This window comes from Paraniabella hibiscisoli, from assembly GCF_022512515.1.
GTDB lineage: Bacteria > Bacteroidota > Bacteroidia > Chitinophagales > Chitinophagaceae > Niabella > Niabella hibiscisoli.
Genome location: NZ_JAKWBK010000001.1, coordinates 2800038 through 2820186, shown reverse-complemented (window position 1 = coordinate 2820186; position 20149 = coordinate 2800038). Strand labels below are relative to the sequence as shown.

Sequence of the window (20149 nt, the reverse complement as noted above, 5' to 3'; positions counted from 1 at the left end):
GCAACTCTATTTACCTGGCTACTAATGTAGCCCACATTCTTATCCTCTCTATAGTTTTCGATCTGTTCTAGTATATTTCCCGGTTCTTCGTCACCCATGAACCGGAACGCACTTTTAGTTTGTGGGCCAGGAATTTCGTAGCTTCTTCATCCCCTCCGGTTACAGCATCCTTCAGCAAGTTAATATTAGGCCCGGCGGTGTCTATAAAGCTTTCTATGATCTCAATAACAAATTCATCATCCCCTCCCGCCAATTCCATGATATACTCAAGGTTGGTAGCGCGTTGATCCGGCAACATTGTCTCGTCAGGGATAGGATACTTACCGGCCCATTTATCAATCATCGCTTTAATATCCTGAACCTTATATGGCTTACTCAGGTAATCGTCCATTCCAGCCTCCAGCAAGCGCTCTTTTTCACCGTTTAAGGCATTGGCAGTTAAGCCTATGACAACAGGTCGCGAATGGGCATTGCTATTTTGAATGATGCTACTGGTTGCCTCATAGCCATCCATAACAGGCATCATGATATCCATAAATACCAGCTGGTAGTCTGTAGCGGCAGCTTTTTGAACGGCTTCAAGGCCGTTTACAGCCAGATCAATTGTATACCCCAGCCTGGCCATTGCCCTTGTTACGAACTTTTGGTTAATGGCGTCGTCTTCTGCTACCAGGATACGTATAGGCAAGGTTTCCATCATTTCATCATCAGCCTTCACCTCCGCGTTCAAACCATTGGAGATACCCAGCACATTCATCAACACAGCTTGCATTTCGGCCTGTCGTGCGGGCTTATTGATCACAGCGCTGAAAAGGTCTTTTATATCAGCATCATCAGGTAAATGTCCCGCCGAGCTAAAAAGCACCAAAGGCAGGTTTTTATTACGTTGTTGTACCAACCGTGCTACTTCAATCCCGTTTATGTCTGGCATGAGCAAATCAATAATAGCAATATCAAAATGCCGGGACATCATCAGAATCAGAGCCTCTTTGTAATTATTAACAGCTGTTACATCCATTCCCCACAAGCTACATTGCTTGCGGAGTATTTTAAGATTGGTTTCATTATCATCTAAAACAATAACCTTTTTACCTTTTAGCGTATCAGATGAGCGCTTCTCTTCTGGTTTGAAATATTTAACAGAAGTATCGGCTTCCGCTTTGATAGTGAAAATGAATGAGGAACCGCGGCCCTCTTCACTCTCAACATAAATGCTCCCTCCCATTAAAGACACTAACCTCTGGCAAATAGCAAGACCCAAGCCAGTGCCACCATATTTTCGGGTCGTGGACGAGTCCACCTGCGAGAAACTATCGAACAGCTTGTAGAATTTGTCCGGTGCAATTCCAACACCGGTATCTTTAATAGTAAACTTTAATGTATATACGCCATCTGTCAAACCAATCTTCTCAACAGCTATTTCAATTTCCCCCTTACTGGTAAATTTGATGCCATTGGATATAAGGTTGAGCAATATTTGCCTGAAGCGGGTAGGGTCTCCTATAATGTCGGCTGGCACGTCTGGTTCGATGTAATATAAGAGATCTAACCCCTTTTCATTGGCTTTTACGCTCATCAGGTCATACGAATCCTCTATAATAGTACTGATCCGGAATGGTTCGGCCTCCAACTCCATTTTACCAGATTCAATTTTAGAAAAATCCAGAATATCGTTGATGATGGACAGCAAAGATTCACCGCTTAATCGTATCGTGTCGACATAGTCCTGCTGTTCTGCATCCAGCTGGGTAAGAGCCAGCAGACTGGTCATACCAATGACCCCGTTCATTGGTGTGCGTATTTCGTGGCTCATGTTGGCAAGAAAGTCTGACTTTGCTTTGTTCTGGTCATCTGCTATCTGCCGTTTCACTTCCAGCTCAGCATTCAGTTTTTAAGCTCTTCCGACGCTAAATAAATAGGGGTAATATCGGCAAAAACCCATAATAATCGTCCTTTGATATTCTCCGACACTACCGGTTCGCAGGAAACATCCAGTACCTTTAGGTCAGGCCCGGCAAAGAGCCACTTCCAGCCCTTAATCATACCATCGGGCTTCTGAAACAGTTTCGCAGCTTCCTGGGCTATCTCTGTTGCATTTGCGGCGGTAAGTCTCCATTTCTGCATCGCCTGCGATACCACCAGAGCAGGATTTCGGCCTTCTTTAATATTCAATAACAAAGAAGCCGCCTTATTTACCCAACCATCCCTTCCACTATCATCTAAAAAAGTATGGCCTCATCTACTGCACTCATAATGGCATTATAACGGGTAGAGAGGTGTTCGAAGGAATAATAAGTTTGCGCGAGCAGGGTCATGCCTTTTAACCCTTCCCATACCTGATACAGGAAGGTAGTAAATGCATCATCTACTGTTATATGAGTTGCAATGATAAATATTCCCGAAAAGTTACCCTGGATAACCGGGAACAATATATTTTTTCCGGGGAACAGGTTTTGCGGCGAATCCTCTACGCATTTTATATCGCCTGCATTTATGGCCAGGCTGGCATAGTCGGCATCTATAAAGCCGGAAGATGTTTGACTTGTTGAATAAAGTATCCTCGCCGTAACGACATCCTCTAACCTTATAAAAGCGGCGGCTGTTGCCCCGGCATATTTCTGCAGATTGCAGGTAGTGCGGCTTCTGATTATAGCGATATCTTTTTCATTCTTTAACTCGTATAAACTCAGTAAAAAATGAAGCGCTCTTTTTTGCCAATCCACTGTTGCAGTATTGTCCAAAATATTACCCGATAAAGTTTTTAATTTCCCTGATTATTTCATCAGGTGCGCTGATATGTGGAAAATGCCCTTCGGCCGCAACGGTTTTAAGCTGGCTATTGGTTATTTGTTTATTTAAATACAAAGCCACATCTGCGGGAACCGCGTTATCGTGTTGGGTTTGTAACAACAATGTATCAATAGCAACCTTGGGCAGCTCTGCTCTATGATCAGACTGAAAGATAACACGGACTACAGACTGTGCAATATCCGGCCTGATTGCTAGCAGGGATTGAGCGAAACTTTCAGCGAGTTCGGGCCTATCCGCATTTTCCATAACCATTGGTGCAAAACCGCTTACCCAGGCATAATAGTTATTGGCCATAGCTGCATAAAGACCGTCGAGCATTTCCTGCGTAAAACCACCTTTATAACCAACGCTATCCAGGTAGCGTGGCGAAGCACCTACGAGTACCAGCTTTTTAAAACGTGCTGGTTCTTTAACAGAGGCAAGCAAACTGATCATACCACTCACCGAATGGCCTACCATTATAACATCTTTCAGATGTAGTGACCGCAAAATAGCTAATAAATCTTCCGCATAAGAGTGAAGCGTATCGTACCTGTTCGGGCTGAATGAGCCGGGATCCGACTGTCCGGCCCCCACATTATCATATAATACAATTTTAAAGTCATTTGAAAATGCAGCTGCAACCTTTTCCCAGGCGGTTTGATCGGTGCCAAATCCGTGCGCAAATACAATCGTTTGCGCTGCATTTTCGTTTTTTACAGTTACATTATTTTTCTTAACTATATATACCGGCATGTAATGGTTTTACGATTCAAAATCGTGAAGGGTATGAAATGAACACAGTATTATTAATGACACACTACCTTTACAGCAGATGTATCATTCATTCATTTTCGCAGTACAAATGTATAGAAGAAAGTGAGATCAATCCCTTTAAAAAAAAAGTTTATATAAAAAAATACCGTCTAAAATATATACCAGAATCCTATGAATTATTAACCCACCCGGTTCCGGTAAAATAATGCCGGGGTGGGATCAAGATGCCTGCCCGTTAAATTCTAAATAAAAAGGCCAAACAATAATTTCACAAACCGGTAGCGGAGGATTACAAGTTTGTTGTAACCCGAATACAATGAGGCTGCTATCTTCACAAAAAGATAAAAGAATGACAGACCAAAATGCAATGCTTACACTGTTTAAACATACATACGTTGGTTTACAGCACCATATATATCAAAACCATGTTAGCAACCCTGATTATAACTTAGCCAGGCCCCTATCGTCGGCATGCATTCTCCGCCTGATCTTAATTTTTACATTATTCGCGACCACAAATACCCGGGCCCAAAGTGATTACACCTCCAGCAACAGTGGCGGTGCTATAGCTTATTATGGCAATAGTGTTGCCGAGTATGCCGAGGGGGAATTCCGGATTGCAACACATCCGGTTGTATCAGAAAACAATATGCCTAAGGGTAAATATTACTCACTGGTGCCCAAAAGCTACGAAATACCCCTAACCAACCTGGAGTATTATCCTGGAGCAGAAAACATCGCGATCAGTTTCAAGTTCGATACATCTCTCGTTAATGTTAACGACATGAGATATGCCGTCGTAACCGAAGACTCCTCTGTTGTTATGAACTGGAGCCCTTTACCGAAGGGCCGGTGGGTACCACAGGGAGGCAGCGGCACCATTCTCTTTTTAGATGATATGGCCTGCAAGAACCAGGTTGTTCTTATCAAGCTCTATCATGTGAATAATCCCGAAAGCGTCATCACGCAGATTGTCAATACAAAAAAGCTCACTCCACCTCCTTTATTTGGGTCTGTAGTTTATATACTTCCTAAAAGTTCTGCGCAGCAAAAAAAGGGAAACAATCAGCAATCTCTTGGGCAACTTCGGGGTAAAAGCTTTAGACAATTTAACCATCCATACAGAGGAGGAGCTGAATGCTCTGGGAATATCTATTCACACAGACGTACCCTATTTTTACAGGGCTTATGTTATCAGAACTACCGGCAGCACAGCAGATACTATTGATCTGCCCTCCAACTGGGTTAAGACAGACGAAAGAATCGTCCAGCAAATGAAGTTCATGTCCTCAGACATTGACTGGGATAGCCTTCCTAACCCTCGTTACACGATCAACATACCCCGAAGCGTTATAACAGAAGACGGCAAATACCAGGTATTTGTCACCACAGCCGATTATCAGAAGGGAAGGAGCCGTTCAAGAAAAGCTTTACCGTTAGTAACTTCCAATATCCTATCATTTAGAGTGGAAAGATCCCGTGCTTTTAGCAGCTCCGATGTAATGCTGATAATAGGCTCAGTTTTATTACTGGGTGGAGTCTATTTCCTCTTACTAAAGCAAAGTCAGCGGCGACGCCTGAGGAAAGAACAACAAACCACTAAGGAAGCCCGGCTGAGCCTGCAGGCAGTGCAATCGCAGCTTAACCCACACTTTATTTTCAATGCACTTTCGGGCATTCAAAACCTGATGAACAAGCAGGAAAATGACAAAGCCAATGCCTATCTTACTACTTTCTCCAAGCTCACCCGCATGGTTTTAAACGATGCACACAAAGAGCTTATACCCCTGAGTGATGAAACTACCTTGTTGGATTATTATTTACGAATGGAGCAATTGCGATTCGGATTCAGCTACCAGATTGATGTAGCTACAAGCATAGATAACCAAAATACCGAAATACCACCGATGCTGTTACAACCCTTTTTAGAAAATGCGGTAAAACATGGTATTGCTTCTTTAAAAGAAGCCGGAGCTATACAGATCAACATACGAAGAGAACAGCAAGATCTTTTCATTGAGATAAGAGACAATGGAAAAGGTTTTGACGCATCCTTGTCTTATACCGGAAAAGGTCTGGAACTATCAAAAAACAGGATATCCTTATTGAATACCGTGTATGGTCCTATATTTGACCTGGATATGCGATCACGCGTTTCAGAAACGCTGATTATTATTACTATAAAAAACTGGTTGGCATGAGAGCAGTAATCGTAGATGATGAAACTCATAATATAGAAAACCTTAGAAATATTCTGCACAAGCACTTTCCAAACGTAGCAGTAGCTGGCTATGCTGATAATAAAATGGCAGCCATATCTGTTGTTAGCGCTTTACAACCCGACCTTGTGTTTCTTGACATTCAAATGGATGACACCACCGGGTTTGAGATACTGCAGGCAATTCCGGAAAGATCCTTTGAGGTTATTTTTATTACAGCTTATGACCAGTACGGCATACAGGCTATAAAGTATGCGGCACTGGACTATATTTTAAAACCAATCAATATTGCCGAACTTTCAGGAGCACTGGATAAAGCGGCAAAAAAGATACTACTGAATAAAAAGAACCTGCAGCTCGATTTTCTATTGGATCATATACAGGGCAACCGCAAGCCTGTGAAAATAGCACTGCCTTTATTACAGGAAGTGCGATATGTTGCTGTAGAGGACATTATCCGATGTGAAGCACAGAACAGTTATACTTACTTCTTTACATCCGGAGAAGAAACAACCCTGGTTTCGCGTCCGCTAAAGGAATACGAAGAACTGCTCTCCCCTCATGGCTTTATCAGGTGCCATCAAACACATCTCATCAATCCAGAGTATGTAAAAAGTTATTTAAAAGAAGATGGCGGATACCTGCTACTTCAAAACGGGACCAAAATACCTGTTTCCAAAATAAGGAAAGAGGTGGTAAAAGGCGCTTTGGCAAAGTGAATAAGCTTCGTTCTACAACTATTTTGCATTCCCTAATAATCCAACTCATAAATCGATAACGCAGCAGCTGTCTTACTACTTTATCCCAGACCTGATTGCCGCCCTTGCTTTTATATATTTGCACGTGAGGATAGATTTATTTGCTGCACCATAGTTCATTTCGCTCTCAGCCCTGATGTCGGACTTTGCTCATGCGCACAAAAGCAGGCTCGTAATACGCAGCAACTGCAGTACCACACCTATCACGGCTACGGCAATGTTTTGGCCCTACAGTGCTTTGAATCACTTGAAATAAAATCCGTTAAAAACAAGCGATCTTAACCTGGGTTAATATGAATTGATTGAACTGCGCTACATTCGCTAAGAATTACAACAAAAAAATTTATACACCGATCACAACATTAAAACCTTAAACAAATGAGCACTCTAAAACTAAAAGACGGAACCGAAATTTTCTATAAAGATCAAGGTGAAGGGCCTGTGCTAATGTTTCACCATGGATGGCCTTTATCATCAGACGATTGGGATGCGCAGGTAATTTTCTTTCTGCAAAGAGGCTATCGCGTAATAGCACACGACAGAAGAGGTCACGGTCGCTCCAGCCAGAACATCTACAATCATACTATTGAGCAATATGCTTCTGATGTGGCTGAACTGGTTGAATTTTTAGATTTAAAAGACGTAGTACACATAGGTCACTCCACAGGTGGCGGTGAAGTAATTCGTTATGTGAATAAATATGCCAAAGGAAGAGCGAAGAAAGCAGTTTTAATCAGCGCTGTTCCGCCTGTTATGGTAAAAAGCGATACTAATCTTAACGGCGTGCCAATGGAGGTTTTCGACAATATCAGGGAACAAACACTCAACAACAGAAGTCAATTTTATATTGATTTAACTTTCCCTTTCTATGGTTATAACAGAGAAGGTGCAGACATAAAAGAAGGCATCCAAAGAAACTGGTGGAGGCAGGGAATGATGGGCGGGATCGTTGCTCATTATGACGGAATCAAGGCCTTTTCCGAAACCGATTTTACGGAAGATTTGAAAGCAGTTGATTTACCGGTTTTAGTGCTGCACGGTGAAGATGATCAAATTGTACCTATAGAAAATTCGGCCATAAAATCTGCAAAATTACTTAAAAACGGAAAGTTGATAACATACCCCGGGTTCTCACACGGAATGCCAACTACAGAACACCAAACGATTAATAAAGATCTTTTAGCGTTCATACAGTCATAGTTTGTAAAGGCACAACTATGCCTGGCAACGCGGCAAACATTTCATAGTTATCCAATACTGTCCTTACTATCACTAGTGAGGATTTTTTATTCTATTAAAGCACTTGCTCTTTTGTAATATTCATTTAGCCCTTCTTATATATTTTATCTTGTTAGGTCCCGATATCGTATAACAACTCATGCCCCAATTTGCTCCGGAGTATAAATAAAATGGTCATCCACTGCATAAAGCGAATATCGGAGCCTGATGTATATTTTGAGGTCGTTCCTGACATCCAATGATGGTAGTAGTCACGAAGTGGTTGCAGTTTAAAAAATTGTTCGAATGGTTGTGATGATTCCGGGTACAAGAGTTCGTGGATCGTTTGCCGGCTGTTTTTAAAGCGATGATGAAATCCAGGGCTATAGGGCTGTTTATCATTTCGATCAAGAATCAGATCCGGAACGATCCCTCGCATGGCCTTTCGTATCATGCCGCGTCGCTTGCCATCTATCACAAATAATTCGGGCGGCATCGCTGCCAGCAGGGAAAGCAGGTTAATATCTAAAGCAGGGAACGTAAATTGCATCCCATACCTGGCTGCCGCAGCATTGATACCTGAGATAATTCGCCCCATACTGCCGTTATGAATGATTGATGCCATATGCTTTTTATGGTTCAGACGCACCATGTCACGTCCTGGCAAGACTTTTAATTTCCCGGCAAGAATCATCCCGGCTCGAGAGACCGGGTTCGTTTTTTTGCAACATACCCCGAACCCACTTAAAGGTATTACTACGGCGAATGATGTTGCGATAAAAAGAACTTCGGAAAGAAATCCCTTCGGCATGAGCGCGCTGCTTTACTAAACGGAACGACTTCCTATAACATGCCTTTTGCCAGTAAGCAAAAGCAACACTATCGCCCGACCAGGAAGCAAAGTAATCGCCCCCGTAACCTGTATATAGTTGTTTCACTCCACAGGCTTTAGCAGCTTCCAGGATAGCTCGATCATGATAATGAAAGACATTTGGCATAGTAGGCTCAGTCTTTATTGCCTCATCCAGGCCGTCGAAGATATCTGCTTCAGGTATGTCAATAAAGTGCAATTTTATATTCGGATACTGCTCAGCAACTGCCTGCATATATAGTCGCTCATCTGTAATGGGACCGGGAAAGCTTTCCGGCACTGTGGCGCAAAAACAATGTAAGGCTTGTCCTGTACTGGCCAACTCTTCAGCAAGTAGGCAGGCTATTGCAGACGAGTCCAGCCCACCGCTTAAAGTTATGCCTACTGTTACATCAGGCAACAAGGCCTCAGTTACCGCTTTCGTAAAAACTTCCCGGTAAGCGGTAACCCAACCTGCATCGGTTAGAGGAGCATCAACTTTTCGATAAACAAATCCTGATGATTTTCGCACTTCTATTTCTTCGTTGATGCTAAAGTAAAAATAACCCGCAGCTGTTAGTCGATATATCCCCTTTACATAAGTCAAAGTTGCATCAATGTTTCTGCTGGCATATTCCTGCATACAATCCGGGTTAAAAACGGCCTGAACATCTAATGCGGCCAGTACCCCATCAAATTGTGAGCAAAATACAAAGTGACTGCCAGTATCATTGTAGTACATAGGGCGAGCCCCCATCTGATCAACAGCCAGCAACAGCTTACCTGAAGAACGATTCCAAATTACAAAGGAATAACTCCCTTCCAGTTGATCTACACATGCTTCACCATATCTGAGGTAGAGATTTATCACATGTTCCGGACCAAAATGGGCGTCCACCACTGCAACGTAATCCTCACTGTAGGAAATAGTCGCCCCCGCCACCCCGATAAATGTATGATCATCCTGATAGTAAGACAATACTTCGCATGGGAAAGCAGAGGCAATCCATTTCTGCGCCCGTTTCAGGGATACAGCTGTTATTTCATTTTTGCCTACACTTCCAATAATAATAGCCATATCATGAGCCTACAGTAAGCTCGCTGGCAAAATCAGGGCCTCCACCTCCATTACCATTAATATGAATTTCGATAGTTTCAGGAGCAATCCAGTCCTTTTTAGAACTGATAGGGTTTACATTCATTTTCATTTTAGAAGGCTTTTAAAGTGAAGCACAAATTTAATAAGTTCTATCAAAAATTGCGCAAGTGAAGAGTTCATGAAAGATATCGGGGGCGGCAAGCATTTTTTAATGGGTCCGGAACGAACATTCATGTATTGCGGGTATAATAGACTTGTGGACAGATATAAACACTTATACTTGTCCATAACCATTGGGGGTTTCCATTCCCCATTGGATCCTAGTTGAAATAAGTTACTAATTTTATTCAGGTCTTTTCAATACCAGGGTGCGAAGGTTTTTTTATTCTCAACTTACAGAGACAAGCTTTTGCTACTTCTTAACTGGTATGAGAACGGATTATTTCATGATCCCTATACTCTCACGAGGGACTTACTCAAGCCTTTTCCACACTGGCGTGTGGAGGCTTTTTTTATTTTTCCGCTTACAAAAGCAAGCTTTTGACGCTCCAAAAACGATATCAAAATAAGACGGAATTATTTCATGATCCCGTGACCCTCACGAGGGGCTTATCCAAGCCTTTCCCGCACTGGCGTGCGGAGACTTTTTATTTTTCTGCTTACAAAAGCAAACTTTTGACGCTTCAAAATAAAAAAGCCTCTCCAACTTCGTTGGAAAGGCTTGTGCCCGAGACGGGATTCGAACCTGCACGCCGCGTTAGCAGCGCTACCACCTCAAGGTAGTGCGTCTACCAATTTCGCCACCCGGGCATTTTTATTGGGTGACTTAAGACAACAAGAAATTATTACTTCCTGCGTCTACCTCCCGAATCATCGGGATCGCCACCCGGGCATTTATTTAATTCAAAGTTGAAGATTAAAAATTCAACGATGAAATTGTGTAAGAACTAAGGGCCGCAAATGTAAAGAAAAAATTGAAAGTTTACGATTCCTTTTCAACTTATCAACCAGCCAACTTTTCAACCTAACTTTATCCCTATTCATCCAGCTTCAACACCGCTAAAAACGCTTCCTGTGGCACTTCTACGTTACCGATCTGGCGCATACGCTTTTTACCTTCTTTCTGCTTTTCCAATAGCTTACGTTTACGACTGATATCACCACCATAACACTTCGCTGTTACATCCTTGCGCATGGCCGAAATATTTTCCCTGGCCACAATCTTGGCGCCAATAGCTGCCTGTATGGCAATCTGGAACTGTTGACGGGGTAATAACTCCTTCAACTTTTCGCAAAGCTTACGACCAAACTCCTGAGCCCTGCTGCGGTGAATTAATGCGCTTAAAGCATCCACTTTTTCATTATTCAGCAGTATATCCATTTTGGCGATATCACTGTCGCGATAGCCTATCGGATGATAATCAAAGGAAGCGTATCCTCTTGTCTGAGATTTCAATTTATCATAGAAGTCAAATACGATCTCTGTTAAAGGCATTTCAAAGATCAATTCCACACGGGTAGTAGTCAGATAACTTTGATTAATAAGCATACCTCGCTTACCCAGGCAAAGCGTCATTATATTACCGATATATTCCGGTTTGGTAATGATTTGCGCTTTAATGAAAGGCTCTTCAATGCGATCTGTTTTAACAGGATCAGGAAACTCAGAAGGGTTATTTACGATGACTTTTTCTCCTTTCGTGGTGTGACCGATAAAGCTTACGTTCGGCACCGTAGTAATCACCGTTTGATTAAACTCGCGCTCTAACCGCTCCTGTATGATCTCCATATGCAGCATTCCCAGGAACCCGCATCGGAAACCAAAGCCCAGGGCCTGTGAGGTTTCCAGCTCAAATGTTAAGGATGCGTCGTTTAATTGCAGTTTATCCATGCAGTCGCGCAGCTCCTCAAACTCATCGGTATTAACCGGGTAGATACCCGCAAATACCATTGGTTTTACTTCTTCAAATCCTTTGATCTGTTCTGGTGTGGGATTCGCTGTCAAGGTAATGGTATCTCCCACTTTTACCTCTTTAGCATTTTTGATCCCTGTAATGATATAACCTACATCACCTGCTTTCACCTCCTTCTTCTCGGTCATTTTGAGCTTTAAAATGCCCACTTCATCCGCCTCATATTCTTGTCCGGTGCTAACAAATTTTACTTTATCGCCTTTTTTGATGGTTCCGTTTAAAATACGGTAGTATACTATAATACCACGGAAACTATTGAATACACTATCAAAAATCAGCGCCTGCAAAGGGGCTTTCTCGTCGCCTTCCGGTGCCGGAATTCTTTCAACAATAGCCTCCAAAACCTCATCTATACCCAATCCCGTACGGCCGCTGGCCAGCAATATATCTTCTGGTTTGCAGCCAATTAATTCGATAATCTGATCTTTCACCTCTTCGATCATCGCACCGTCCATATCAATTTTATTGATCACGGGGATAATTTCCAGATCATTGTCAATTGCCAGGTATAAATTACTAATTGTTTGGGCCTGAATACCCTGCGTAGCATCTACCAGCAACAAAGCGCCTTCGCAGGCAGCTAATGCCCGGCTCACCTCATAGCTAAAATCTACGTGACCAGGCGTATCGATCAGGTTCAGCGTATAATCCGCTCCCGCTTTCGATTTGTAATTAATCTGGATCGCTTTGCTCTTAATGGTGATGCCTTTTTCGCGCTCCAGATCCATATCATCCAATACCTGGTCCATCATCTCCCGGTCGCTAATGGTATTGGTTTGTTGTAAAAGCCTGTCCGCCAGGGTACTTTTCCCATGGTCGATGTGTGCGATAATGCAGAAATTCCTGATATGCTTCATACTCTAAAACCCCTTTGGGGGCGCGCAAAGGTACAACAAAATACGATCCCCGGAACGGGTTATAATTCCAGCGTTTTAGGGTATTGGCAGCTGTACTTGTAGCAGCCATTTTGCAATGTTCTCCGAAAGAAGTCCCTGAGATCGTTCATCACCTGTGGATGTGGCAACATCATTTGTAAAATTTGTCGTCATTCCATTCAACTGAAAGTTTATAATTATGCCCGTTGCACCAACGTCCTAACATTTCTTTACCTTGCAACCCTTTAAAAAGATCATATGCAGTATTTCGAAGGAAGTTCTATCACCCATATCGCGGTTCACAATGTTGGTAATGAGTCTGAAGGCGAATATTTAACGCTGTCCAAAAAAGAGCTGGTGCTCGACCCAGAAGTGAAAGATTTACTGATTAAATACTTTTTAACTCCTTTCAAATCCGAAGAATATTTTCATTTTTTCAGCGAAGCACACATCAGCAATAACGATGTATGGAAATCGGTTTGCTCCATATTTGACAATCCTGAACAAACCTTGCTGCAATCGAAACAGCTGGCTCAGCATTTATACAACCTGGGCAACCATCCCAATGTAAAAGGCGGTGAACTATACGTAGTATATTTTAGAGAAGGGTTACTTAACGGCGAAACTGTAGATGCTATCGGTATTTTTAAATCGGAGCAGAAAGAGCCGTTTTTAAAAGTGCTTCCTGTTGAGGATGCATTTGAAGTAGAAAGCGAAGAAGGCATTAACATCAATAAACTCGATAAGGGTTGTATGATCTATAATACCGACCGCGAAAACGGCTTTATCGTTTCTGTAGTAGACACCAAAAGTAAATCGGCAGAGGCGCGCTACTGGACGGATAACTTTTTGCGCATACAACAGAGGCAGGACCAGTACTTCAATACCCAAAGCACTATGGCTTTATACAAAACTTATGTAACGGATCATTTACCCGAACAATACAATGTTACTAAAGCCGACCAGGCAGATATGCTGAACCGTAGCCTTGCTTTTTTAAAGAGAAGCAGCATTTTGACCAGGAAACCTTTAATAATGAGGTACTGCATCACCAGGATTTCATTGAAAGCTTTGATAAATACAAACAACATTATGTTGCAGAAAGAGACATCGAAGTAGCCGATAACTTTTCTATTTCACCTGCGGCAGTAAAAGCCAGAATCGCTCCTATAAAAGTATTATTAAGCTCGATAAAAATTTCCATATCTACATTCACGGCAACCGGGAGATGATTGAGCATGGCGAGGATGATAAGGGCAGGTTTTACAAGCTCTACTTCAACAATGAAGAATAGAGCCTTTTAGCGGGCTACGGCAGCTGATCCAGGTTCACCTGGGGCCTTTTGCCGGTGGGCTTCCTTTCAAATAACTGATTATAATTAGTATAGTCATTAAAGAAGCCACAGTTTCTTAAAAAGAATTGCTGATCAGCAGTGCCACCACTATAATCTTTCCGATATCCTACACGTGCGGTATTATCTGCAGTAAAAGTAGCTTTGGTTAGTTCATGCCACTCCCCTTTTGTATCGCGCACCCATTGGTTACCAAAATATACTTTACGCTCTTTATCACCCATATCCGGGTTAAAGTTCTCTAAAAAAGAATGTGGCCTTTTTAAATAAGTGGCCAATTTAGGTCTTCTAAAACTGGCCACCAGTCGCCAGCTATCTTTTTCATGATCGAAAAAATAAGCAGTATAAATGGTGTGCGATTCACCATCTGGCACTACATGAAGTAAGAACTTTTGGGTCTCCTCAGCTTTCCAGTTATACTTCAGAAAACTTTGCCCACCCGAGCCCTCGTTTCCAAATTCACCGGTATAAACATCAGCTCCCTTTTTCAGCATGACTATCTTTTGATCATCTGGTATTGCCTTCGGATCATCGGTATGAAAAGGGCTCCAAACTGAAAATAATACCCGTCTTTCTGATGGGCCGTTTACCTGCATACCAAAGTAGCCCTCACCAAAACCGTTTGCCATAAAATAAGATCCCTGCATATCATCACCTTTAGGAACAGTTACTTCATTATAAAACCATTCTGCGTTAATATCTTTAGGTAATTGATAGTTCATATGAACAGATGGCCCTCTTCTGCCCCAGTGAAAAAAGTTGCCTTCATTATTTTTGGTGTAACTGGCAGTACTTGTTACAGCTGTTCCCTCCAGCTTCAAAGCTTTAATATTCGGATACTCCGGACCGCTTTTCTTAATACTTGTTACCACAATAGGCAGGTAGCCACTATCTTTCACAGCCCACTCGCCTACCCAATACGAAGTATCAGCGCCGCTAATAGCAACTTTTTTAGTATTACCTGAAATGGAAACAGATAATTCAGCACCCAAACCAGATTTGTCCGTTTCCAGCCAAATTTTTACCGTTCCCGCCTGTGTTAGTTTTACATAGGCTGTAAATCCTGTATTATCTTCCTGCCAGCGGCTTATTCCATTATTCCTGATCCGAAGGCCGGAGTTGTTGAGAGACCAGGCATTGCCACCCACAGGTAACAATACCGGCTGGCTTTGAACAGCAGTGATACAAAACAACAACCAGCAAAATGACAATAGCTTACTCATAAAAGATAATTTGTTAGGGGTCCAACAAATTTATCGATGCCACTACAGAAAAAACTGATCAATCGTTTGCATAAAAAAAGCGTCCTGTTCGGGAACGCTTTCTAAAATATATGTTTTACAACTACTTAATTAACTCCGCCAGCTTCACCTGTAGATCCTCTCCTCTTATATTTTTCGCAACGATCTTACCCGAAGGATCCAATAAAAGGTTTTGAGGAATGGCCTGTATGCCATATTGTTTAGCAACAGCATTATCCCAGTATTTAAGATCCGACACATGCGTCCATGTAAGATGATCTTTCGCAATCGCTGCTAGCCATTTTTTATGACCATCTCTTTCCTCATCATCTAAAGAAACGCCCAAAACCGTAAAATTCCTGTCCTTATACTTATTGAAAGCACCTACCACATTGGGGTTTTCTACACGACAAGGACCACACCAGCTGGCCCAAAAATCAACCAATACATATTTGCCGCGGAAAGAGGCCAGTGAAATTATTTTGCCCGAGGTATCAGCCTGCGAAAACTCCGCGCTACCGCTCCAATTGCTGTTGCTTTAGCGATGGCTAGCTTTTTCGCAAAACGCTGGCCTGCTGCTGCATTGCGGTTAGCAGCTGATAATGAATTGAACAAGGGTTCTATTTTAGCAGGATCTATATCATACCCTGCATATTGCCCTAAAGCATATAAAGCCACCGGTGAAGAGGGATTGGCTTTAACATAAGCGCCATACACTTCTTCGTTCATTTTGCTCTGCAAAGCGTCATAACCTTCTTCGATCTTTCTCATTGCAGCCGTATCCTGCGCTTCACGGTATTTAGGATAATCAGCAGTTAGCTCACGCATCTGCACCTGAAAGGGCTTTACACCCGATTTAAGCCTGGTATATTCTGCATTAGCTTTTGATTCTTTAACCGAAATGTTTGAAAAAGAATCAATGGAAACAGTGGTATTGACGCCTTTTTCTACAAATATGGATGCAGCGCTATTGCTGGTGCCTCTTTTACCGGGACTAACAATAGACAGGTTTACCATTAAAGGCATTTCGGCCTCAGCAGATATTGTATACATCGCATTCTTAACAGGTACGCTGTCTCTCACCACATCATCTCCGTTACGATAAGAATAAAACAGGAAGGGCACTTCTTCTTTGATATTCTTTAATGTACCATTGATAGTGGCAGTGCCAGTTTGAGCAGATAGCACGAAAGGCAGGCTCAGGCTCAGACTGAGTAAAATCTTCTTCATATAAAATAAATAAATGTTTTCAAAGGTAGCAAGATTGCCGGCGCCGGGTAAAAAAATATATTTTCTTTGCTTCATCACTTATTTTAAACAAAAACAGATGAAAAAACAATTTACCCTATCCGTCCTCCTGGTTTTGACAACCCTGTTCAGTCAGGCTCTATGTGCCCAGAACGAAAAACGTTACTCCATTGAAATGAGCTTTACCTTCAACGGCAAGACCATTAAAACAGCACTCGCTTCCGCCAGTTACAGTATTAACCGGGAAGTGTATGAAGAAGATAGCTCCTATGCGCCTAAAAATATATTTATTACTCGGCCACACCAGTTAAACTGGAAAAAGATTTGTTACTGGCTATCAAGAATAAAAAAGCCAGCTACGATATCCTGATCACCATGACTGACAACTACGGGAAGGAAGCTAAGAAAGAGACTTTGCTGAAAAAAGCGATGATATCCAGCATTTCCGAGTCGTACTCCCCTTATAATTACGACTATGCAGGTTCCATTAGTCTGGGCATTAATGCGGAGTCAATTGTTTTAGACGGTGTAGAATTACAACCTTAATATTGATTCTATGTGCAAAAAAGTCCCGGCTAATTATGATGTAGCCGGGACTTTCTATTTTATGTCCAACACTTTTCGAACCGGCTTATTCCATCTTTTCTTCCAGGTAAGCTATTTTACCATCAGCCGTCATTCCTTGTATCACCACCCTGAAAGCGTCTGTTACATCATTGTTGTAGAATGATATCACGGCCTGTTTGGTACGCGGGTCAATAGTTACGTTCGGATTCCAATACAATGTAGTTCTAACATCACGGTCAGCGCCCGGTGCCGGCTCCGTGGTTAAATACTTAGGCGAATAAAATTCACGGATACCGGTATACCCCTCCACCCGCGCACTTGGAATTCCTGCCCCCGGATCCCGTTTCACATCATTACCTCTTCTTGTATAAATAGCAATGGCACCATTGCCACCATTAAAACCACCCATGAACGGGGGGCGAAATGCTTTGATAAACGCCACATCGGTAATATTGATTGAAGAAACCATACTAACATCAGAAGGCATTTCATCCACATAAAGCTGTGGGCTACCACCCTCCAACTCAAAGACGCTCCGGCGCCCTGGCCAGATATTTGTAATCCGGCTACTTTGCCCTGCAGGTAAGTAAAGATGTCTCCCACCATGGCAAATTTATCATTGATCAGGTCGAAACGAATAGCATCGCCGCCGCCAAACAGACCAGATGCATACTTCTCATCCATCTGGTCAATTAAGGGCTTAGCCTTGGCCTGAACGGTTACCGCTTCGAGCTCCTTATACTTACTACGACTTACATTAGCGATCCATTCAGCTGAAAGCTGCAAATGTCTCCACAAACCCGTTGTATCAGGAAATAATGAATGGTTATTGAATTGACCAACGGGAGGTGTTCTTAACTTATTAGGTAAAAACAGGGCTGTAGCGCCCTTGAGGTTTTTATCCTGGAACTGGTAGTAAACCTGGGCTGTATCAAAGAGTATAACTGACGGATCGTTGAACGTACCATTTCTTTGCACCGGTACCAGCAACATTTTATTTTGCTGATCCTTTTGAGTCAGGATCATCATAGCAGCAGATCCATCACCAATGGACCCGGGCATGATACCCGTTACAGTACCCGATAAAGACATATAAGATGTATCTCTTGGAAAAACAGCTTTAGGCAGGGTACCTGAAACTATTTGTTGCCAGTTGATCCTGCGCCATCCGTTGGTCAGCATCACCAGGTCCAGCTTCTGTTGCTTCTCATCTGAAGGGTTGGTAAAATAATAAGCAGCGTTATTTACTTTACCCTTTAACTCGCCGGTAAGCATTAAAGTTGACAATATATTATCAGAAGTATCAGCATCAATACTCAGATCAGTAACCGAAACGGACAAAGAAGAAGCCACATTCTCGGGAACCGTTATTTTAACTTCATCCCTGGCCCTGTAGCTCAACCCCCAACGTACTACTTCCATTTCGGGTTTAAAAATATAGGGGGCATTGTTGTCGATATAGGTAATACGTTCGGCCAGAGGTTTCCAGCTTTTATCCAGCACGGTAATCGTTAGTACACCATAGGGCAAATTGGAAGTAGGTACGATACCCATAATATCGCCCTTTGTAGCTTTTGTTATTGTGAACACAGGATGCTGATACATGGTACCGATCAAATAAACACTATCAGAAGCGGCTACTATATCTGGAGACAGGTTTACCCTAAACTCTCTTTTGCCCGGAGCCACCTTTACCTGCAAATGTGCTCCGCTCTTTTTAACATCCGGAAGCGGTGTGGTGTATTCCTTATTTTGCTCATCCTTCCACTTGGCGGTAAAAGAAGATCCCGCCGATGGGTTCAGCAGCACAAAACCCATTCCATCATGTTGCGCACGAATGCTGTCAACAGTTTTCCCATCACTACCGGTAACCACTCCTTTAATTTTCACGGGCCTGCCCCATTGATCAATCGCCTTAAAAGCTACCTTATTAGGAAAACCGGATAGTAAATCGCCGCTTTCAGGAAAAAAATCGAGTACGGGTTTGATCACCGGCTTTTGAATTGCCTTCAAAGAGTCCTTGTTAAGAATGTTGATCGCTTTCCTGTATAAAAACGAAGAATCAAAGTTGAGCATCCAGCTGGTATAGGCCTTTACCGATATAGACCGTCCTTTATATTCAGCAGGCACCTCAAACTGGCCGTTAGTCAGCCCGTCTACCAAAGGTGCCACAGTATGCTGAATAATTTTTCCTTTATCATCGATCCAGTCTACATAAAAATTTTTGCTTTCCGCAGCTACTCCCACTTCATTTAGTAAATATGCTTTAAACCAGATAGTTTCCCCAGGAGAGTAAGACGATTTATCATAATGCAGGTAAGCCCGTTCGGGACTGAACTTAGTGGCATAATTTTCCAGCTGCGTAACTACATTTTGTGCAGACAGTCCGGTCCCCAACAATGCAATAGCAAAAAGCAGGTAACATTTGTACATCAAAATTCTATAATTCATCTATTATCAATTCGGTTGGAAACAGGAAAATTAAAACTGTATTGGCTTACAACAAAATCTTTGCAAATATTTAGAGGAATTTTATGATTAAATACCTTATAATAGTGGAATAAAATGTTTCGATCCATTCATAAAGTCCGTTCGGTATAAGATCTGGTCCCATTTTACCGCACCCACTTGCAATCGTTAATCAAAGTCACTATTGACAGGTTTAATGCTGGCCTTTCCAAATGTAGATATCTTTCTATTAAAACTATTGGTCTGCTCAAGTACTATACTTGCAAGAGAATGATCCGCAATATGACCGCTTGTATTTTTATCCCTGAATGCCATCATTGTTCTCCAATCATTATTTGGAAAAATACAAATGGGTTACTTCGTGTGAGCTGGCTAAAAAATATTTTTATTTTTAGGAAAGCGCCGGGTCACCTTTTTTGTTTACTGTATTAAGAAAAAACTTTCAGGATTTTTTTAGAAAGTTAGTTAGTTTGAAAAAATTATTTCACCTTTGCTCAGCAAATAAAAAACAATAACAATGCAACGTACAATACATATCAATTCAGCAAAATGCTTTAGCCCGTTAGGCTATAGCGGGGCTGGGGTAAATATGTATCATATGTTTTAAAAAATAAAGCATTAATAACATACAGGCCCCGCCCCAACAGGCGGGGCCTTCTTATGTCCCCAAATAAAAACAGAAACCGAAAAATGATTTTATGTAAAACCAAAAAA

General features: G+C 42.2%; 20 protein-coding genes and 1 tRNA gene. 7 read left to right on the top strand and 14 right to left on the bottom strand.

The features are described 5' to 3' along the window. Positions 1-67: 67 nt before the first annotated feature. From MKP07_RS17705 to MKP07_RS17690, 4 genes are read right to left on the bottom strand one after another with little or no spacing between them, the layout of a single operon-like run. Positions 68-1870 (bottom strand): response regulator, encoded by a 1803-nt coding sequence (locus MKP07_RS17705; protein ID WP_240848364.1) that lies wholly within the window; start codon positions 1868-1870, stop codon positions 68-70. 14 nt (positions 1871-1884) lie between these two features. Then, positions 1885-2178 carry a hypothetical protein gene (locus MKP07_RS17700; protein WP_240848363.1) on the bottom strand — a complete coding sequence of 98 codons (294 nt, stop codon included), beginning with the start codon at positions 2176-2178 and terminating at the stop codon, positions 1885-1887. 41 nt (positions 2179-2219) lie between these two features. Next, the gene (locus MKP07_RS17695) at positions 2220-2741 is read right to left on the bottom strand and encodes a hypothetical protein (RefSeq protein ID WP_240848362.1); all 522 of its coding nucleotides are present in this window, start codon (positions 2739-2741) and stop codon (positions 2220-2222) included. Between the two features lie 4 nt (positions 2742-2745). Next, entirely contained in the window at positions 2746-3546 is an 801-nt protein-coding gene (locus MKP07_RS17690; protein WP_240848361.1) for an alpha/beta fold hydrolase, read from the bottom strand. A gap of 370 nt (positions 3547-3916) precedes the next feature. Between MKP07_RS17690 and MKP07_RS17685 the strand changes: the two genes are divergently transcribed. The 4 genes from MKP07_RS17685 to MKP07_RS17670 all read left to right on the top strand — a co-directional run bounded on the left by MKP07_RS17685 (position 3917) and on the right by MKP07_RS17670 (position 7744). Beyond that, positions 3917-4795 (top strand): hypothetical protein, encoded by an 879-nt coding sequence (locus MKP07_RS17685; RefSeq protein WP_240848360.1) that lies wholly within the window; start codon positions 3917-3919, stop codon positions 4793-4795. 46 nt (positions 4796-4841) lie between these two features. Next, positions 4842-5768 carry a sensor histidine kinase gene (locus MKP07_RS17680; protein WP_317236044.1) on the top strand — a complete coding sequence of 309 codons (927 nt, stop codon included), beginning with the start codon at positions 4842-4844 and terminating at the stop codon, positions 5766-5768. After that, positions 5765-6505: a LytR/AlgR family response regulator transcription factor gene (locus MKP07_RS17675; RefSeq protein WP_240848359.1), complete on the top strand. Its 741-nt coding sequence runs from the start codon at positions 5765-5767 to the stop codon at positions 6503-6505. Before MKP07_RS17680 ends, MKP07_RS17675 begins: the two co-directional genes overlap by 4 nt. A gap of 417 nt (positions 6506-6922) precedes the next feature. Then, positions 6923-7744, top strand: a complete 822-nt coding sequence (locus tag MKP07_RS17670) for an alpha/beta fold hydrolase (RefSeq protein WP_240848358.1) — start codon at positions 6923-6925, stop codon at positions 7742-7744. A 151-nt stretch (positions 7745-7895) separates the two neighbouring features. Here MKP07_RS17670 and MKP07_RS17665 read toward each other — a convergent pair whose 3' ends face one another. The 5 genes from MKP07_RS17665 to lepA form a co-directional block, all read right to left on the bottom strand. Next, complete coding sequence (locus MKP07_RS17665) at positions 7896-8387, bottom strand: asparagine synthase-related protein (RefSeq protein WP_240848357.1); 492 nt, start codon at positions 8385-8387, stop codon at positions 7896-7898. A gap of 28 nt (positions 8388-8415) precedes the next feature. Then, a complete protein-coding gene (locus MKP07_RS17660; RefSeq protein WP_240848356.1) occupies positions 8416-9690 on the bottom strand; it encodes an asparagine synthase-related protein in 1275 nt (424 codons plus the stop codon). 1 nt (position 9691) lies between these two features. Continuing rightward, positions 9692-9820, bottom strand: a complete 129-nt coding sequence (locus MKP07_RS38885; RefSeq protein ID WP_262919354.1) for a hypothetical protein — start codon at positions 9818-9820, stop codon at positions 9692-9694. 615 nt (positions 9821-10435) lie between these two features. Continuing rightward, positions 10436-10521, bottom strand: a tRNA-Leu gene (locus MKP07_RS17655). 226 nt (positions 10522-10747) lie between these two features. Beyond that, a complete protein-coding gene (gene lepA / locus MKP07_RS17650; RefSeq protein ID WP_240848355.1) occupies positions 10748-12541 on the bottom strand; it encodes a translation elongation factor 4 in 1794 nt (597 codons plus the stop codon). A gap of 276 nt (positions 12542-12817) precedes the next feature. Here lepA and MKP07_RS17645 point away from each other — a divergent pair, with 276 nt between their 5' ends. Then, complete coding sequence (locus tag MKP07_RS17645; RefSeq protein WP_240848354.1) at positions 12818-13678, top strand: nucleoid-associated protein; 861 nt, start codon at positions 12818-12820, stop codon at positions 13676-13678. Positions 13679-13867: 189 nt separating this feature from the next. On the opposite strand, the gene MKP07_RS17640 is transcribed toward MKP07_RS17645, so the two are convergent. The 3 genes from MKP07_RS17640 to MKP07_RS17630 all read right to left on the bottom strand — a co-directional run bounded on the left by MKP07_RS17640 (position 13868) and on the right by MKP07_RS17630 (position 16381). After that, entirely contained in the window at positions 13868-15133 is a 1266-nt protein-coding gene (locus tag MKP07_RS17640) for a DUF3472 domain-containing protein (RefSeq protein WP_240848353.1), read from the bottom strand. A gap of 121 nt (positions 15134-15254) precedes the next feature. Then, on the bottom strand, positions 15255-15623 hold the full coding sequence (locus tag MKP07_RS17635) for a peroxiredoxin family protein (RefSeq protein ID WP_240850913.1): 369 nt from the start codon (positions 15621-15623) through the stop codon (positions 15255-15257). Positions 15624-15628: 5 nt separating this feature from the next. Then, positions 15629-16381 carry a DUF4369 domain-containing protein gene (locus MKP07_RS17630; RefSeq protein ID WP_240848352.1) on the bottom strand — a complete coding sequence of 251 codons (753 nt, stop codon included), beginning with the start codon at positions 16379-16381 and terminating at the stop codon, positions 15629-15631. A gap of 97 nt (positions 16382-16478) precedes the next feature. Here MKP07_RS17630 and MKP07_RS17625 point away from each other — a divergent pair, with 97 nt between their 5' ends. Beyond that, entirely contained in the window at positions 16479-16769 is a 291-nt protein-coding gene (locus MKP07_RS17625; RefSeq protein WP_240848351.1) for a hypothetical protein, read from the top strand. Beyond that, entirely contained in the window at positions 16724-16945 is a 222-nt protein-coding gene (locus MKP07_RS17620) for a hypothetical protein (RefSeq protein ID WP_240848350.1), read from the top strand. Before MKP07_RS17625 ends, MKP07_RS17620 begins: the two co-directional genes overlap by 46 nt. Before the next feature lie 85 nt (positions 16946-17030). Here the strand turns inward: MKP07_RS17620 and MKP07_RS17615 are convergent, their stop codons facing one another. Beyond that, a complete protein-coding gene (locus tag MKP07_RS17615; protein ID WP_240848349.1) occupies positions 17031-17315 on the bottom strand; it encodes a hypothetical protein in 285 nt (94 codons plus the stop codon). After that, the gene (locus tag MKP07_RS17610; protein WP_240848348.1) at positions 17312-19417 is read right to left on the bottom strand and encodes a hypothetical protein; all 2106 of its coding nucleotides are present in this window, start codon (positions 19415-19417) and stop codon (positions 17312-17314) included. Before MKP07_RS17610 ends, MKP07_RS17615 begins: the two co-directional genes overlap by 4 nt. Between the last annotated feature and the right edge of the window lie 732 nt (positions 19418-20149).

Bases quoted from the DNA above. Each gene is read 5' to 3' on its own strand.
- MKP07_RS17690 (WP_240848361.1), bottom strand. From the start codon at position 3,546: ATGCCGGTATATATAGTTAAGAAAAATAATGTAACTGTAAAAAACGAA.
- MKP07_RS17685 (WP_240848360.1), top strand. From the start codon at position 3,917: ATGACAGACCAAAATGCAATGCTTACACTGTTTAAACATACATACGTT.
- MKP07_RS17680 (WP_317236044.1), top strand. From the start codon at position 4,842: ATGAAGTTCATGTCCTCAGACATTGACTGGGATAGCCTTCCTAACCCT.
- MKP07_RS17675 (WP_240848359.1), top strand. From the start codon at position 5,765: ATGAGAGCAGTAATCGTAGATGATGAAACTCATAATATAGAAAACCTT.
- MKP07_RS17670 (WP_240848358.1), top strand. From the start codon at position 6,923: ATGAGCACTCTAAAACTAAAAGACGGAACCGAAATTTTCTATAAAGAT.
- MKP07_RS17665 (WP_240848357.1), bottom strand. From the start codon at position 8,387: ATGGCATCAATCATTCATAACGGCAGTATGGGGCGAATTATCTCAGGT.
- MKP07_RS17660 (WP_240848356.1), bottom strand. From the start codon at position 9,690: ATGGCTATTATTATTGGAAGTGTAGGCAAAAATGAAATAACAGCTGTA.
- MKP07_RS38885 (WP_262919354.1), bottom strand. From the start codon at position 9,820: ATGAAAATGAATGTAAACCCTATCAGTTCTAAAAAGGACTGGATTGCT.
- lepA (WP_240848355.1), bottom strand. From the start codon at position 12,541: ATGAAGCATATCAGGAATTTCTGCATTATCGCACACATCGACCATGGG.
- MKP07_RS17645 (WP_240848354.1), top strand. From the start codon at position 12,818: ATGCAGTATTTCGAAGGAAGTTCTATCACCCATATCGCGGTTCACAAT.
- MKP07_RS17640 (WP_240848353.1), bottom strand. From the start codon at position 15,133: ATGAGTAAGCTATTGTCATTTTGCTGGTTGTTGTTTTGTATCACTGCT.
- MKP07_RS17630 (WP_240848352.1), bottom strand. From the start codon at position 16,381: ATGAAGAAGATTTTACTCAGTCTGAGCCTGAGCCTGCCTTTCGTGCTA.
- MKP07_RS17625 (WP_240848351.1), top strand. From the start codon at position 16,479: ATGAAAAAACAATTTACCCTATCCGTCCTCCTGGTTTTGACAACCCTG.
- MKP07_RS17610 (WP_240848348.1), bottom strand. From the start codon at position 19,417: ATGAATTATAGAATTTTGATGTACAAATGTTACCTGCTTTTTGCTATT.